Origin of the sequence: Ruegeria sp. HKCCD7559, assembly GCF_013110575.1 — a bacterium.
In the GTDB taxonomy this organism is placed as follows: Bacteria; Pseudomonadota; Alphaproteobacteria; order Rhodobacterales; family Rhodobacteraceae; genus Ruegeria.
This window is the reverse complement of sequence record NZ_WVQU01000013.1, coordinates 1-13,251: the sequence shown is the minus strand read 5'-3', so window position 1 is coordinate 13,251 and position 13,251 is coordinate 1. Positions and strand designations below refer to the sequence as shown.

The window sequence follows — 13,251 nt, the reverse complement described above, 5'->3', positions numbered from 1 at the left end:
AGCAAAGACCCTTCGGGCAGCACGGTTCTGACCTCACGGTATCGACTGACTGCCTGAACACATGACCCGGGGATGAGCGATCGCCATCCGTCGGGAGTGCTGTTTCTGACGACGGGCAAACCAATGTTTCTTGCACTTTCGGACCTGGGATGGTCCTCTCACTTTGCCGCGCAACACGCGGCTTATCCTTCCTGCACGCCTTTTCGCATCACTTCCGTTCATCGGGACCGCCTGATAGGGCTTAACCCTGACGGCGAAGTTCCGTTACTGACCCCCGATCAAACGACCGGCAGCTATGCTGTTGGCGATTGGGTTCTCGCCGATGACGACAAACGCGTGCGCCATTTGCTCGACCGGCGCAGCCTGCTGCACCGACGCGCCGCGGGTACAGGCGCCGCGACGCAACTGATCGCAGCCAATGTCGATGTGCTGTTCATCGTCAGCTCGTGCAATGCCGATTTCAAACTGCCCCGGCTGGAACGATATCTGGCGCTCGCGCATCAGGCCGGGTGTTACCCGGTCGTTGTTCTGACGAAGGCCGACAAATCGGCGGACCCCGACAGTTTCTCGGGGCAGGTGCAATCTCTGGATCCGTTCCTGACGGTTCTGGCGATCAACGCGCTGGACCCGGCAGAGGTTGAAAAGGTTCTGTCGTGGTGCCCCAAAAGCCAGACCGGAGCGCTGGTTGGATCGTCGGGCGTTGGCAAGACGACACTTGCCAATACCATGACCGATCAGGATCTCGCCACCTCGGACATTCGCGAGGATGACGCGCGGGGCCGGCACACGACGACCGCACGCGCATTGCACCGGATGCGCAACGGTGGCTGGTTGATCGATACACCCGGAATGCGCGCGTTGCGCCTGCTGGACGCTCGGGACGGGATCGACGACGTTTTCTCGGACCTTGCCGAGTTGAGCCGGGACTGCCGTTTTTCGGATTGCCAGCACAGCTCCGAGCCCGGATGTGCCGTGCAAAAGGCAATAAGCCACGGCACGCTTGATCCGGCTCGATTGGACCGGTGGCGCAAGCTTCGGCGCGAAGATCAGCGCAATTCTGAAACCGTCGCGCAGTCCCGGGCGCGGGACAAAGCGTTCGGCAAGATGGTCCGTGGCGTCATGAAGGAAAAGAAACTTCGCAACCGGTGATCGTTGGACGGTGCCCGGCCCGTCCTGCGCCGCGTCTGATCAAGCGATCAGTCGCGGCCAAACCGCTGCATTGCGCCGGGCAAATGCTCCGATATGACCAACCTCAGGCAACCTGAAATCGGCAGGGCTCAGCAGGTGGCGGTTGGCATCGGGGCCGTAAAGATCCGCAAGCCGCCAAACCGCTTCCGGCGGCACCATCTGGTCGTCCTCGAAGGTGAACAAATCCACGGGCGTTCCAGAATCCTTCCACTGCGCCGCAGGTAACTCATGCCCGATTTCAGGCACATAGTTCAAAGGCGCCGTACACCATTTGCGCCACTGCCAATAGACCGATGCCGGCAGATCCGAGCCGAACCCGATCGCCTTTCCGGGAAGGTAGCCAAGGGCTCGGGCCAAAAGCGGGGCATGACCATACCAGAACAATCCTGCCAAACCACGATAGGGCCATGGATGGTCGCTTAGGGTTACCAGCCCCGAACACACACAGATCATGCGATCAATCAGATCGATATCCGGCTGCACAGGCCCCAACATCGCGCCGATCGAATGGCCGATGGTCCAATGCTGCGAATCGGGAAACCGTCTGCGCATTTCTGCCCGTGCCGCGGGCATGTCGATCAAGGCCCAATCCGCCATGGTCGCACGCGAATCTTTCAGGCGGCCGGTCAAGGAATGCCCGTAATCGCGATAGTCATAGGTCAGGCAGGCCATACCCCGCTCGGCAGCAAGCCATCGTGCGAAATGACGGTAATAATCGCGCGGCACACCCGTTGCACTGTTCAGCACGACGACGATTTCGGGCGAAGACAGCGGGCTGTACAACCGGGCAGACAGTGTTTTCTGCCCGGACGGAAAGCGAAATTCTTCGGTCATTACCGTTTGCTCTGTGTCCAACATGATCTCTGGCTTTGCGCTTGGTAAATCCGGTTTCCGAACCTCAACGCCCTCGACACTATGCATGAACCAACACCGTATCCAGCATGACCAAGCGTCCGGTCAAAAGATCGGCTTGACTCGATGCGTGCTCAAACGCTAGCGGTTGTGTGATGGTTTCCGGCCTCCACAAGGGGTCGGGATGAAAAGGGAACACGGTGCGGTATTGTCTGGTCATGCAGGCAACAACCAAATCCGCGACTGCCCCCGCAACTGTAAGCGGTAAGCGATGCCGAAACACCACTGGCCCAAAGGCTGGGAAGGTCGGCAAAGCGATGACCCGCAAGTCAGGAGACCTGCCATCGGAAACGAAACCGAAACTCGGGCGGGGTGTCCGGGCAGGTCCTGACGGCATCACGCTGTCCCACCTGTCCCAAATATCCTGTCCACCAAGCGCGGAGGGCGCAGGATGATCTGGAAGACAAAGACACATGAATTCAGTGCAACAGTATGTCAGCGGACGGGCAAAACCTGTCCCGCTTTGGCGCGGCTGGCGCGCTCGATATCCGAAGCCATGGCCCAGGCGACCTCGGCCACAAGTGACGATTTCGAGATTGAGGGCAGCAGCGAGCTGTCACATTGCAGCGAAGGATGTCATGCAATTTTCCGCGCGCAATCAGACCGCATTCGTGTCTTTTGCGGGACGCAGCCCGAAACCACGATTGAGCCGCTGAACGGCTATGCCGACCTGATCTTCGGAAACACGTTCAGTGCGATGCCATCCGGCGTCGTGAAAACCCCACCCTGCGCGATGATCGAAGTTTCCACGATCCGGCCTCGAAAACCTGCTTGCGCGCCCGCGCAGATTTCAATCTGAATCCAGACTGACCTGTGCCTGGGCACGCCGAGAGGCCCAGGCCAGTTGCGCATCCGTTTCGACGGCGCAAGGGCGCACCGCCCGCAATCGTTGCAGCGCCGTGTCCGCGCCTTCGCCGCATTCGACCATCAGCCGCAGGACAATCATACCTGACCTGCCACAGCCCCCGCGGCAGTGTACCAATACGCGACCTCCGCCGGACAGCGCGTGCCGGGCCGCGGCGCTGACGAACGGCCACGCGTCATCAATCGCTTTTGTCGGCGCTCCGAAATCTTCGATCGGCAGGTGAACCCAACGGCTGGCGCGGCTTTGAATATCGCTGCCAAATTCCTGCGCCCCGTCCTGAAGCATTTCGACATCCGTCGTCATCGAAACAACAAGCCCAGGCTGCCAGGCTGCGATCATATCCAGATCGCTGGAGTAATCTCCGCCGCGTCCGGGCATCGAGGTCAGCGCCAGCGTTCCGCCACCGACTTGCAGGGCGTAGATCACCAACTGCGACATGAATCCTGTCCTCCCCAAAGAACTCTATACAAAAATGAGCCATTAAATCCGCTGATGCAGTTTAGTGCGAAAGCGACTCGTTTCTAAATCAAAAATCATCGCGCCCCGCTGTGGACGCGGGCAACGGTGGCCACTACGCTGTGCCCAAGCACCGAATCCCAACGAGAAGACATGACAGACAGCTCCAGCCCCGCCTATCAGGTTCTCGCCCGCAAATATCGCCCGGAAACCTTTGCCGATCTGGTGGGTCAGGATGCCATGGTGCGCACCCTGAAAAACGCGTTCGCGGCCGACCGGATCGCGCAGGCCTTCATCATGACCGGCATTCGCGGCACCGGCAAAACCACGACCGCAAGGATCATCGCCAAGGGCATGAACTGCATCGGACCCGACGGAACCGGTGGCCCCACGACCGAACCCTGCGGTCAGTGTGAACATTGTGTCGCCATCATGGAAGGCCGCCATGTAGACGTGATGGAGATGGACGCCGCCAGCCGTACGGGCGTCAACGACATCCGCGAGATCATTGACAGTGTCCGCTATCGCGCCGCCAGCGCGCGTTACAAGATTTACATCATCGACGAGGTTCATATGCTCTCGACCAGTGCGTTCAACGCGCTGCTCAAGACGTTGGAAGAACCGCCCGCGCATGTGAAGTTCATCTTCGCAACCACTGAAATCCGCAAAGTCCCTGTCACTGTGCTGTCCCGCTGCCAGCGTTTCGACCTGCGCCGGATCGAACCCGAAGACATGATTGGCCTGCTGCGCAAGATCGCCGAAGCGGAAAACGCCCAGATCGCCGAAGACGCGCTGGCGCTGATCACCCGAGCAGCGGAAGGATCGGCCCGGGATGCGACCTCGTTGCTGGATCAGGCGATTTCGCATGGGGCTGGTGAGACGACCGCCGATCAGGTCCGTGCAATGCTTGGACTGGCAGACCGTGGCCGGGTTCTGGACCTTATGGACATGATCCTGCGCGGCGATGCCGCCGGAGCACTTACCGAGTTGAGCGGCCAATACGCCGAAGGCGCAGACCCGCTGGCGGTGCTGCGCGATCTGGCCGAGATCACGCATTGGGTGTCCGTCGTGAAGATCACGCCTGACGCGGCACAGGATCCGACGGTTTCTCCGGATGAACGGACCCGGGGCCAACACATGGCCGAGGCTCTGCCGATGCGGGTTCTGACCCGGATGTGGCAAATGCTGCTGAAGGCGCTCGAGGAAGTCTCGGCTGCGCCCAACGCCATGATGGCCGCTGAAATGGCCGTTATTCGCCTGACCCATGTGGCGGATTTGCCCAGCCCCGAAGAGCTGATCAAACGGTTGCAAGATGCCCAGCCACCGCCGCCGGGCGGGCCCAATGGCGGCGTTTCGATATCCCGACCGGGCGCCGGTCCGGCGCCGGCTGGCGCGACCCATCCACCTGCCTACGCGCCGTCCCCTCGCGGTGCCGGTGGCGCACCGGTTGCAGCCCTGGCGCAGGATGCCCAGACGGCCCTTGCCCATTACCCGACCTTCGACCACGTGGTGGAACTGATCCGGACCAATCGCGACGTAAAGTTGCTGGTCGAGGTGGAAAACGGCGTGCGCCTCGTCTCCTATCAACCCGGACGAATCGAATTCACACCCGCCACCCAGGCACCGGCGGATCTGGCGCCACGACTGGGCACTGCCTTGCAACGCTGGACAGGAAATCGGTGGGCTGTCTCGATCGTCTCGGACGGAGAAGCCCCCACGATTGCAGAAGTTAGGGATGCGGCCGAGCTCGCACTGAAATCCGAAGCCGAACAACACCCGTTGGTGCAGGCGGTATTGGCGCAATTCCCAAAGGCGAAAATCACTAGGATCGAAACGCCGGAGCAACGCGCCGCCAAGGTCGAGACCGAAGCGCTTCCCGAGGTGGAAGACGAGTGGGACCCGTTCGAGGAAGACTGACCCCGCCGCCCGTCACCCCCCGTTTCAAACGAAGCTGACCGAGGTTTCGATCGAACACATCCGCCCGCATGTCTCAGATCGTTTGTTGCGACACCGGCCAGCGGAAGGCGGCCCGTGACCATTCTGATCCGAATGCTGCGTAGCCATTCGAACCCCGCCCAGATTTCCTGTGTTCCGTGCAATCAGTCTCGGCAGCAGACCATATGCGCGCCAAGGACGATCTGCGCTTGTCGGGCCTGCTGGCAAATATGGTGTCGCAGATGGTTAGCACGTTCCTGCTGACGCCTGCGCTGATCAACATGCCGACCGGAACGGATGAGCCTCCGACCGGCGGGAGAACCCTTGTGCCATGTCGCTGCTGCCCGTATCTAGAGCGCAAACGGAGACACAGGAGAATACTATGCTGAAAGGACTCGGCGGGCTTGGCGGTCTGGGCGACATGGCCAAGATGATGAAATCTGCGCAGGACCTGCAAACCAAGATGACCGAAATGCAGGAAGAGCTGAACAACATGATGGTTGTCGGCGAATCCGGTGCAGGCCTGGTCAAGGCAACGGCGACGGCCAAGGGTGAACTCAAAGGTCTGGATATCGACCCTTCCATCTTCAACGGCGATGACAAGGAAGTGGTCGAAGACCTGATCCTGGCCGCCATCAAGGATGCGCAGACCAAGGCAACCGAACGTTCGCAGGCTGAAATGGCCAAGCTGACCGAAAGCATGGGCCTGCCCAAAGACATCAAGCTACCGTTCTGAGCTTTATCTTTTCCCAAATACTCCCGCCGGAGGCTCCCTCTGGCGCAATGCAGGATTGGCCATGAGTTCGAACAGCGACATCGACAACCTGATCGACCTGATGGCCAAACTGCCGGGCCTGGGCCCGCGCTCTGCCCGCCGCGCGGTTCTGCACCTGATCCGCAAACGCGCCCTGCTGCTGACGCCCCTCTCGGACGCGATGCAACAAGTGGCCGCCACCGCCCGCGAATGCCTGAACTGCGGCAATGTCGGCACCACCGATATCTGCGACATCTGCGATAGCGCGGATCGCGCGACCGGAGAGCTGTGCGTGGTCGAAGACGTCGCCGACCTCTGGGCGATGGAGCGTGCCGGAGTATTCAAAGGGCGCTATCACGTTCTGGGCGGCACATTGTCGGCTTTGGATGGGGTCGGCCCCGACGAACTGCGCATTCCCCGACTCAAGGATCGGGTGATGGCCGAAGGGATTTCCGAAGTCATTCTGGCCCTGAACGCAACCGTCGATGGCCAGACCACCGCCCACTACATCGCCGATCAGCTCGAGGGACAGGTCCGCCTGACTTCGCTGGCGCAGGGTGTTCCGATTGGAGGCGAACTGGATTATCTGGACGACGGGACGATCACGGCCGCGCTGCGGGCGCGGAAGGAACTGTAGCTCTAACTTACCGGTTCTTTTTTCGCGAGGCCTTTGCGCTAGGCGGCGCCAGCGCAACGCACGAGACACGCTCAAGTATCGCGGTAACTAGCTTGACAGCTGTACAGTTATTGGATGAGTTTCTTTCTGTTAATTCCACGGATTATCAAACACGATGAAACACTTAGCGTTTTTTTTGCAATTGTTGGTGCTTTCGCCTCGCCTATTGCCGCTGAAACTCTCTACTTATTCGAAGACACGCACGATTTACCGCCGCCATACAAACAATGGTGGAGCGCAATTCCAGAAGACAAAAGGTATGATGAACAAACACACAGGCACGTCTATGTTCGCGGTGAAGGTAAGTATGGCGATTTTTTCGGCGTTCTATACGTTGATTGCATTAACCCTGAATACTCCGAATGGTTTGCTGTCGGAGGATCGCTGAATTCAGAAGACGTTCCAAACCAGGCAATTGTTAACCTGAGACTTGAGATCTGTTCCAACGGCGAGGAGACCTGACACGGCGCGCGGGAAATTAATGGATTGTCTAACTTCTACAACAATTTACAATGACATGAATAGATTGTCTGATTTGTGGATATGCTATGACCCGCCTTCTCGCCCTCGCCTTCGCCGCTTTGACAGCCACCTCCGCCCTAGCCCAAGACCTCATCGACAAGGGCTTTGTCGACGGCTGGAACATCATGATGGACCCCGCGCTTGGCAACGGGTGCCTGATCCAGACGGTGTATCAGGATCTCTCGGTGGTGCGGCTGGGCTATGATGCCTTGGGCAATCGTGGGTATTTCGCCGTGTTCAACAAGGCATGGGGCGACATTAAACAGGGTGAGAGTTATCCGATCCGCTTTGATCTGGACGGCAAAAGCTATGATGCGACGGCCATCGGGTTCAACGAACGCGACGTGCCGGGCGCAACCGTGTTTTTCACTGACCGGAGCTTTGTGAACGCCATCGCTCAGAACAAAACGATGACCGTCTATAACCCGGCAGGTGAGGTGGTGATGGCCATCGATCTGAAAGGCACCGCCAAGGCGCTGGACTATGCGCGGGATTGCCAGAACAAAAAGCTTTAACGAATCGGATCGAACAGCGCGTCCTTGGCCGTGCAGTCGCGGATCACGTCGCGGCCACAGGGTACGGAATCAAGATCGCGGGACAGGCACAGGCGGACTTCTTCGATATAGCCCTGTTTGCAGGTGATCGTGATCATGTCGCGCTCCAACTCAGGGTTGGCCTTCAGGAATGCCTCCTCGACCACTGAAGCCGGCAGTCTGACGGATGAATCCAGCTTGCGGAACACCTCAGGGCGCTTGACGGCTTCGTAAGCCCGCCGGGACAAGGCAAAGTAGTCGGATGCCGACAATCCCGAGCATGTGCCGTGTTTCTTCCATTGATGCCAAGCAAGGCCGGAACTGCCTTGTATGTCCTCCATTTCCCGCGTCGTGCGTCGCGAAGGTGGGCCTTCCGGGGTACGGCAGTAGGACGGCCAGCCCTGATGGAACTGTGGCCATAGCCCGTGCAGTATCCAGCCGTGATCATGCCGATCGTCACATTGATCCGAGCCGCGCGCGTCACCTTCGCGGGCGCACCAGTTGGGCGACCAACTGAGCGACAGCACGTAGTAATCGAACTCGCCCGCCTTTTCGCCCTCGGCCGGCGCAGCGACCGCGCTCAAGACCCACAAAACCAGCCCCGTAATCCCTTGGCGCATTCGCCTCTTCCCTTCTTGCCTTTGCGCGACTATATACGGGCCAAGTTCCCCGACAACGGAAACCTGCCCCAAAACCAAGGGGCCGCCGAATTCCGGCGACGGGACAGATGTATGTATAGGAGACGGGCTGATGGCAAAACCGCTTATGGCCAAGGCAACCGCCGTATGGCTGGTGGACAACACCACGATCAGCTTCAAGCAGATCGCGGATTTCGTAGGAATGCACGAGTTGGAAGTGCAGGGTATCGCTGATGGCGACGTCGCCGCCGGCGTCAAGGGCTTTGACCCGATCGCCAACAACCAGCTGACCCAAGAAGAAATCGACGCGGCACAGAACAACCCGCTTCACAAGCTGAAGCTCAAGTTCAACCCATCGGCCGCCGGTGAGGAAAAGCGCCGTGGTCCGCGCTACACGCCGCTTTCGAAACGTCAGGACCGTCCGAACTCGATCCTGTGGCTGGTCAAGTTCCACCCGGAACTCAGCGACGGCCAGATTGCCAAGCTGGTGGGCACCACCAAACCCACCATCCAGTCGATCCGCGAACGCACGCACTGGAACATCGCCAACATGCAGCCAATTGATCCGGTTGCTCTGGGTCTGTGCAAACAGTCCGAACTGGACACCGCCGTGCAGAAAGCGGCGGCCAAGAAAGCGGCTGAAGGCGGCGTGATGAGCGATGACGAACGTCGCAAGCTGGTCTCGACCGAGCAGTCGCTGGAAATGGACGCAGCGCCGAAAATCCCGACCGCAATTGAAGGTCTGGAAACCTTCTCGCTGTCCGACGAACCGTCGGAAGAGAAAGACGACGAGCCGATCATCGACGCAGACAGCTTTTTCAACCTGCCCAAGGGTGGGGCGGATGACGAAGACGAAGACGATCTTCGCCCGTAACGCGCAAACAGCCTCGGCCATGACGGCTGGGGCTTTTTTCACGGACTTGCCATGCTGAACGTTCTATCTGCGGTATTTGGCCCGCATCGCGCCGTCACGATTTATGCCTTTCTGAAAACGTGGGGGCTTGGTCTGGCCGGCGGCGTTGTCATGATTGCCATCGTCACGACATTGTTTCTGCTGGGGGATGAAGGCGAACACGAGCATGAGGCGTTTCTGACCGTCCCGGTTCTGTCTGCAACTCCGGTGAACGGAGATCTGAAGAACGGCGTCGTGGCATCTGTCCGCTTGCCGGATGGGTCCGCCACATCGATTACGTCTACAGATGCGCAGATTTCGCAGACAGTGGGCACGACGGCCTGTATCGAAAAACGCGTTTACCTCGAAAGCGGAGAAGCCCGGTACCGGCTCAAACTGCCACGTCTGTGCGACGGTAGTTGATCGACGGCACCGAACGGATAGAAGCCGCCCGATGTGACACCGGGCGGTTTTTGCGTTCATACCAATTGAAAGATGATACCAGCCACGATTGCGCCACCGACCCCCAGGGTCAGATAGGTTGCAAAGACACGTGGTTTGACCAATGACCAGACCGCAGCCATCGCCGGGATGGAACTGACAGCACCGGCAACCATGAACGACATGGCCGCACCCGCTGTCATACCTTGCTCCATCAACCCTGCCAGCAAAGGCGGCGCCACGTACGAGTTCAGGTATGCCGGCATACCCACCAGCGCAGCAACGACGATCGGCAGCACGCCCTCGCCGCCGACCACGCCGGCGATCAGGTCGGCAGGCACATAGTTAACCAGCAGAGCCTCAAGCACATAAGCCAGCGCAAGCCATTTCAACAGGAACAGACCGTTGTGCATGAATTCCGAACGGAACCGGACGCGGCGCTCGGGCTCCTGCCAGAATTTCCAGACAGGTTTGTCGTCCATTTTCGGACCACATCCGCAGCATCCGGCGGGCTTGTATTCGCGCAAAGGCTGGGCAAACGCACCTTTGCGCATCAGCAACCGAACCGCGAACCCACCGAACAGGCCAAGCGCAACCGCAGCGACAGCCTTGCCGATGGCAAAGGGCCATCCCAGCGCACCGGCGGTAATCAAAAGCGTCGGCGGATCGATCAAGGGTGAGCTGAGCCAGAACGCCATGACTGCGGACAACGGCGCACCAAGGGCCAGAAGACCCGCGATAAAGGGGATAACCTCGCAAGAACAGAACGGTGCAAGACCACCGAACAATGCAGCCAGAAAGATCATCCGGGTCTCACGACCTTCAAAGGCACGCGCCACCATCACCTCTGCGCCGGTCGCCTTGAGGTAAGACAGCAGAAGCACTGCAAACAGAATATATTGCCCTGTATGCGCCAGAGCCTTGGCAGCGAATGTCACCACCCCGGTCAAGTTTCCGGGATCCAGGATTGCCACTGCCGCAAGAATGACGACGATCAGCGCCCAGGGCGTCTTGATCAGGTCCAGCACCCCTTTGGCAGTCATGCGCGGGTTCTGTGTCAACTCAGCCATCGTTCGCAGCCTTTCCAACTTCGTCGGCGCAACACTCGCTGAGAATGAATTGCGCAAGATTTCTCAATTCGTCGTAACTGGCGCGGTTGATCGTGGTGCGACCGACCTTTTCCTGTTCGACCACACCACCGGCCGCAAGAAACCGCAGGTGATGGGCCAGTGTCGACGGGGCAATCCCCGTCCGGTCCTGTATCTCGCCAACGGTCAATCCGGCTTTGCCAGCCCGGACCAGCGTCTTCAGGACTTTCAGCCGGGCTTCAGAGCCCATGGCAGAAAACCCGGCAGCAGCAGCTTCCCACATCCATTATCTCCATTAAACTAGATTTCTAGTTATTTAGCCCGAAGGGGATCTTCGGTCAACCCTGCTGACAAAATTTTGTGACTGCGATGTAAGTCCAGATTGCCCCGCCCTTAAGTCCACCCTATAAGCAGGCATGGGGATTTCGGTCGATACATTCTTTCTTGAACTCAATGGTCAGGGCACATTGCAGGCCCAGATCCAGCAGATGATTGCCGAAGGCATCTTGTCGGGTCGCTTTCACGTCGGAGAAAAACTCCCTTCGTCACGCAAACTGGCCGCGCATCTGGGGGTCAGCCGAATAACCGTAACATTGGCCTACACCGAACTGTTGGCCAATGACTACCTGACGGCCAAGGGGCGGTCCGGATACTACGTTTCGCAAAACGCTCCTGTCCCCCCCAAGTATTCACCTGTCCAGCGCGGCACCGAATCCGTCGACTGGGACAAGGCACTGGCACGCCGCTTTCTGGACAGCGACGTTCTGCCAAAACCCAGCGACTGGCGAGAGTACCGTTACCCGTTCATCTACGGGCAGGCTGACCGAACCTTGTTTGACCACGCCAATTGGAGGTTATGCGCCGTCCGCGCGCTGGGGCATAAAGATTTCGATTCACTGACCGGAGATTACGTGGATCTGGATGATCCGTTGTTGATCGAGTTTATTGCCCGTCACACTCTACCACGCCGTGGCATCGCGGCCCGCCCCGAAGAGATCTTGATCACTCTGGGCGCGCAGAACGCGCTCTGGCTGGCATCGCGCATTTTGCTGACCCACAATCGCACGGCCGTCATAGAAGACCCATGTTACTATGCGCTGCGCAGCCTTCTGAACCATTGGGACTGCGCGGTCACGCCCTTGAGCGTGGACCGGGACGGTCTGCCTCCCGAGGCGATTCCCGACGAAGCGGACGTCATCTTTACCACCCCCAGCCATCAAAGCCCGACGACCGCGACGATGCCGATCGACCGCCGCAACCAATTGCTGGATCGAGCACGCGAACTCGACGCGATGGTCGTCGAGGATGATTACGAGTTTGAGATGGCCTTTCGGGGTGCGCCTTCGCCGGCGCTGAAATCCATGGACCGGGATGGCCGCGTGATCTATGTCGGCAGTTTTTCCAAGTCGCTGTTTCCAGGGCTGCGACTCGGGTACATGGTCGGCTCGGAACCTTTTATCCGCGAGGCACGTGCGCTGCGCTCATTGGTCCTGCGCCACCCACCAGGCCACATTCAACGCACGGCGGCGTATTTCCTGTCGTTGGGCCACTACGACGCGCAAATTCGGCGTATGTCGAAGGCCTTGCAAGAGCGGCGCGACGCGATGGACAAAGCCATCGCGGAAAGTGGGCTGACCGTGGCTGGGCGGGGTGTGATCGGCGGCTCTTCAATGTGGATGTCAGCCCCTGAGCATGTCGACACAACTCAACTGGCATTAAGACTGCAAAACCAGGGTGTTCACATTGAGCCCGGCGCACCGTTCTTCTCGGGACCGGACAGGCCACAGAATTTCTATCGACTTGGCTACTCTTCAATTCCAACTGACCGCATCGCGCCCGGCGTGAAACTGATCGCAGATGCAATTCGGGCCGTTTAAGCCTCATCTGGACCTAATCCGGCTTTCGTTTTGGCCCTAACGCAGGTCGCACCCTTGCGCCAAAACCATATCAAACGCCGGGCACAGTGCCCGGTTTCACTCACTCTTGTTTGGAGAGCACCCACATGAAGATGACGACGGAAGAGGCGTTTGTTAAGGTTTTGCAGATGCACGGGATCGAGCATGCGTTCGGGATCATTGGATCTGCGATGATGCCGATCTCGGACTTGTTCCCGAAGGCCGGGATCATGTTCTGGGACTGTGCGCATGAAGGCTCGGCCGGCATGATGGCCGACGGCTATACCCGCGCCACCGGCAAGATGTCGATGATGATCGCGCAGAACGGCCCGGGCATCACCAACTTCGTGACGGCGGTGAAGACGGCCTACTGGAACCACACCCCGCTGCTGCTGGTCACCCCGCAGGCGGCGAACAAGACCATCGGTCAGGGCGGTTTCCAGGAAGTTGAGCAGA

Annotated in this window: 16 protein-coding genes and 1 riboswitch; of the genes, 11 read left to right on the top strand and 5 right to left on the bottom strand. The window is 59.2% G+C overall.

What is annotated here, in order from left to right:
* Positions 1–72 precede the first annotated feature (72 nt).
* Positions 73–1,149, top strand: coding sequence for a ribosome small subunit-dependent GTPase A (gene rsgA, locus GS605_RS20045; RefSeq protein WP_245218231.1), 1,077 nt, complete (start codon positions 73–75; stop codon positions 1,147–1,149).
* 39 nt (positions 1,150–1,188) lie between these two features.
* Here the strand turns inward: rsgA and GS605_RS20040 are convergent, their stop codons facing one another.
* Entirely contained in the window at positions 1,189–2,022 is an 834-nt protein-coding gene (locus GS605_RS20040; RefSeq protein ID WP_371807782.1) for a hypothetical protein, read from the bottom strand.
* A 157-nt stretch (positions 2,023–2,179) separates the two neighbouring features.
* A riboswitch (cobalamin riboswitch) is annotated at positions 2,180–2,401 on the top strand.
* Positions 2,402–2,491: 90 nt separating this feature from the next.
* Here GS605_RS20040 and GS605_RS20035 point away from each other — a divergent pair.
* Positions 2,492–2,899, top strand: coding sequence for a hypothetical protein (locus tag GS605_RS20035; RefSeq protein WP_171725107.1), 408 nt, complete (start codon positions 2,492–2,494; stop codon positions 2,897–2,899).
* On the opposite strand, the gene GS605_RS20030 is transcribed toward GS605_RS20035, so the two are convergent.
* A complete protein-coding gene (locus tag GS605_RS20030; RefSeq protein ID WP_171725106.1) occupies positions 2,891–3,403 on the bottom strand; it encodes a dual specificity protein phosphatase family protein in 513 nt (170 codons plus the stop codon). The two genes, GS605_RS20035 and GS605_RS20030, sit on opposite strands and share 9 nt — an antisense overlap.
* A 171-nt stretch (positions 3,404–3,574) precedes the next feature.
* Here GS605_RS20030 and GS605_RS20025 point away from each other — a divergent pair, with 171 nt between their 5' ends.
* From GS605_RS20025 to GS605_RS20005, 5 genes are all read left to right on the top strand, one after another.
* Positions 3,575–5,338: a DNA polymerase III subunit gamma/tau gene (locus GS605_RS20025; protein WP_171725105.1), complete on the top strand. Its 1,764-nt coding sequence runs from the start codon at positions 3,575–3,577 to the stop codon at positions 5,336–5,338.
* A 400-nt stretch (positions 5,339–5,738) separates the two neighbouring features.
* Complete coding sequence (locus GS605_RS20020) at positions 5,739–6,092, top strand: YbaB/EbfC family nucleoid-associated protein (protein WP_171725104.1); 354 nt, start codon at positions 5,739–5,741, stop codon at positions 6,090–6,092.
* A 61-nt stretch (positions 6,093–6,153) separates the two neighbouring features.
* The gene (gene recR / locus GS605_RS20015; RefSeq protein WP_171725103.1) at positions 6,154–6,747 is read left to right on the top strand and encodes a recombination mediator RecR; all 594 of its coding nucleotides are present in this window, start codon (positions 6,154–6,156) and stop codon (positions 6,745–6,747) included.
* Between the two features lie 114 nt (positions 6,748–6,861).
* Positions 6,862–7,248 carry a hypothetical protein gene (locus GS605_RS20010; protein ID WP_171725102.1) on the top strand — a complete coding sequence of 129 codons (387 nt, stop codon included), beginning with the start codon at positions 6,862–6,864 and terminating at the stop codon, positions 7,246–7,248.
* Positions 7,249–7,334: 86 nt separating this feature from the next.
* Positions 7,335–7,823, top strand: coding sequence for a hypothetical protein (locus GS605_RS20005; RefSeq protein ID WP_171725101.1), 489 nt, complete (start codon positions 7,335–7,337; stop codon positions 7,821–7,823).
* Here GS605_RS20005 and GS605_RS20000 read toward each other — a convergent pair.
* Positions 7,820–8,461, bottom strand: coding sequence for a ribonuclease T2 (locus GS605_RS20000; protein WP_171638295.1), 642 nt, complete (start codon positions 8,459–8,461; stop codon positions 7,820–7,822). The two genes, GS605_RS20005 and GS605_RS20000, sit on opposite strands and share 4 nt — an antisense overlap.
* 130 nt (positions 8,462–8,591) lie before the next feature.
* Here GS605_RS20000 and GS605_RS19995 point away from each other — a divergent pair, with 130 nt between their 5' ends.
* Both GS605_RS19995 and GS605_RS19990 read left to right on the top strand, forming a co-directional pair.
* Positions 8,592–9,353 carry a DUF1013 domain-containing protein gene (locus tag GS605_RS19995; protein ID WP_171638297.1) on the top strand — a complete coding sequence of 254 codons (762 nt, stop codon included), beginning with the start codon at positions 8,592–8,594 and terminating at the stop codon, positions 9,351–9,353.
* 51 nt (positions 9,354–9,404) lie between these two features.
* Entirely contained in the window at positions 9,405–9,794 is a 390-nt protein-coding gene (locus tag GS605_RS19990) for a hypothetical protein (protein ID WP_171725100.1), read from the top strand.
* A 56-nt stretch (positions 9,795–9,850) separates the two neighbouring features.
* Here the strand turns inward: GS605_RS19990 and GS605_RS19985 are convergent, their stop codons facing one another.
* Together GS605_RS19985 and GS605_RS19980 are read right to left on the bottom strand one after the other, a co-directional pair.
* Positions 9,851–10,882, bottom strand: a complete 1,032-nt coding sequence (locus GS605_RS19985) for a permease (protein WP_171725099.1) — start codon at positions 10,880–10,882, stop codon at positions 9,851–9,853.
* Positions 10,875–11,183: a helix-turn-helix transcriptional regulator gene (locus GS605_RS19980; protein ID WP_170347301.1), complete on the bottom strand. Its 309-nt coding sequence runs from the start codon at positions 11,181–11,183 to the stop codon at positions 10,875–10,877. Before GS605_RS19980 ends, GS605_RS19985 begins: the two co-directional genes overlap by 8 nt.
* A 133-nt stretch (positions 11,184–11,316) precedes the next feature.
* On the opposite strand from GS605_RS19980, the gene GS605_RS19975 reads away from it, so the two are divergent.
* Together GS605_RS19975 and GS605_RS19970 are read left to right on the top strand one after the other, a co-directional pair.
* Positions 11,317–12,777 (top strand): PLP-dependent aminotransferase family protein, encoded by a 1,461-nt coding sequence (locus GS605_RS19975; RefSeq protein ID WP_171725098.1) that lies wholly within the window; start codon positions 11,317–11,319, stop codon positions 12,775–12,777.
* Between the two features lie 125 nt (positions 12,778–12,902).
* On the top strand, positions 12,903–13,251 hold a 349-nt coding region (locus GS605_RS19970), incomplete at its 3' end, for a thiamine pyrophosphate-binding protein (RefSeq protein WP_253283319.1).

Bases quoted from the DNA above. Each gene is read 5' to 3' on its own strand.
- rsgA (WP_245218231.1), top strand. From the start codon at position 73: ATGAGCGATCGCCATCCGTCGGGAGTGCTGTTTCTGACGACGGGCAAA.
- GS605_RS20040 (WP_371807782.1), bottom strand. From the start codon at position 2,022: ATGACCGAAGAATTTCGCTTTCCGTCCGGGCAGAAAACACTGTCTGCC.
- GS605_RS20035 (WP_171725107.1), top strand. From the start codon at position 2,492: ATGATCTGGAAGACAAAGACACATGAATTCAGTGCAACAGTATGTCAG.
- GS605_RS20030 (WP_171725106.1), bottom strand. From the start codon at position 3,403: ATGTCGCAGTTGGTGATCTACGCCCTGCAAGTCGGTGGCGGAACGCTG.
- GS605_RS20025 (WP_171725105.1), top strand. From the start codon at position 3,575: ATGACAGACAGCTCCAGCCCCGCCTATCAGGTTCTCGCCCGCAAATAT.
- GS605_RS20020 (WP_171725104.1), top strand. From the start codon at position 5,739: ATGCTGAAAGGACTCGGCGGGCTTGGCGGTCTGGGCGACATGGCCAAG.
- recR (WP_171725103.1), top strand. From the start codon at position 6,154: ATGAGTTCGAACAGCGACATCGACAACCTGATCGACCTGATGGCCAAA.
- GS605_RS20010 (WP_171725102.1), top strand. From the start codon at position 6,862: ATGAGTTTCTTTCTGTTAATTCCACGGATTATCAAACACGATGAAACA.
- GS605_RS20005 (WP_171725101.1), top strand. From the start codon at position 7,335: ATGACCCGCCTTCTCGCCCTCGCCTTCGCCGCTTTGACAGCCACCTCC.
- GS605_RS20000 (WP_171638295.1), bottom strand. From the start codon at position 8,461: ATGCGCCAAGGGATTACGGGGCTGGTTTTGTGGGTCTTGAGCGCGGTC.
- GS605_RS19995 (WP_171638297.1), top strand. From the start codon at position 8,592: ATGGCAAAACCGCTTATGGCCAAGGCAACCGCCGTATGGCTGGTGGAC.
- GS605_RS19990 (WP_171725100.1), top strand. From the start codon at position 9,405: ATGCTGAACGTTCTATCTGCGGTATTTGGCCCGCATCGCGCCGTCACG.
- GS605_RS19985 (WP_171725099.1), bottom strand. From the start codon at position 10,882: ATGGCTGAGTTGACACAGAACCCGCGCATGACTGCCAAAGGGGTGCTG.
- GS605_RS19980 (WP_170347301.1), bottom strand. From the start codon at position 11,183: ATGTGGGAAGCTGCTGCTGCCGGGTTTTCTGCCATGGGCTCTGAAGCC.
- GS605_RS19975 (WP_171725098.1), top strand. From the start codon at position 11,317: ATGGGGATTTCGGTCGATACATTCTTTCTTGAACTCAATGGTCAGGGC.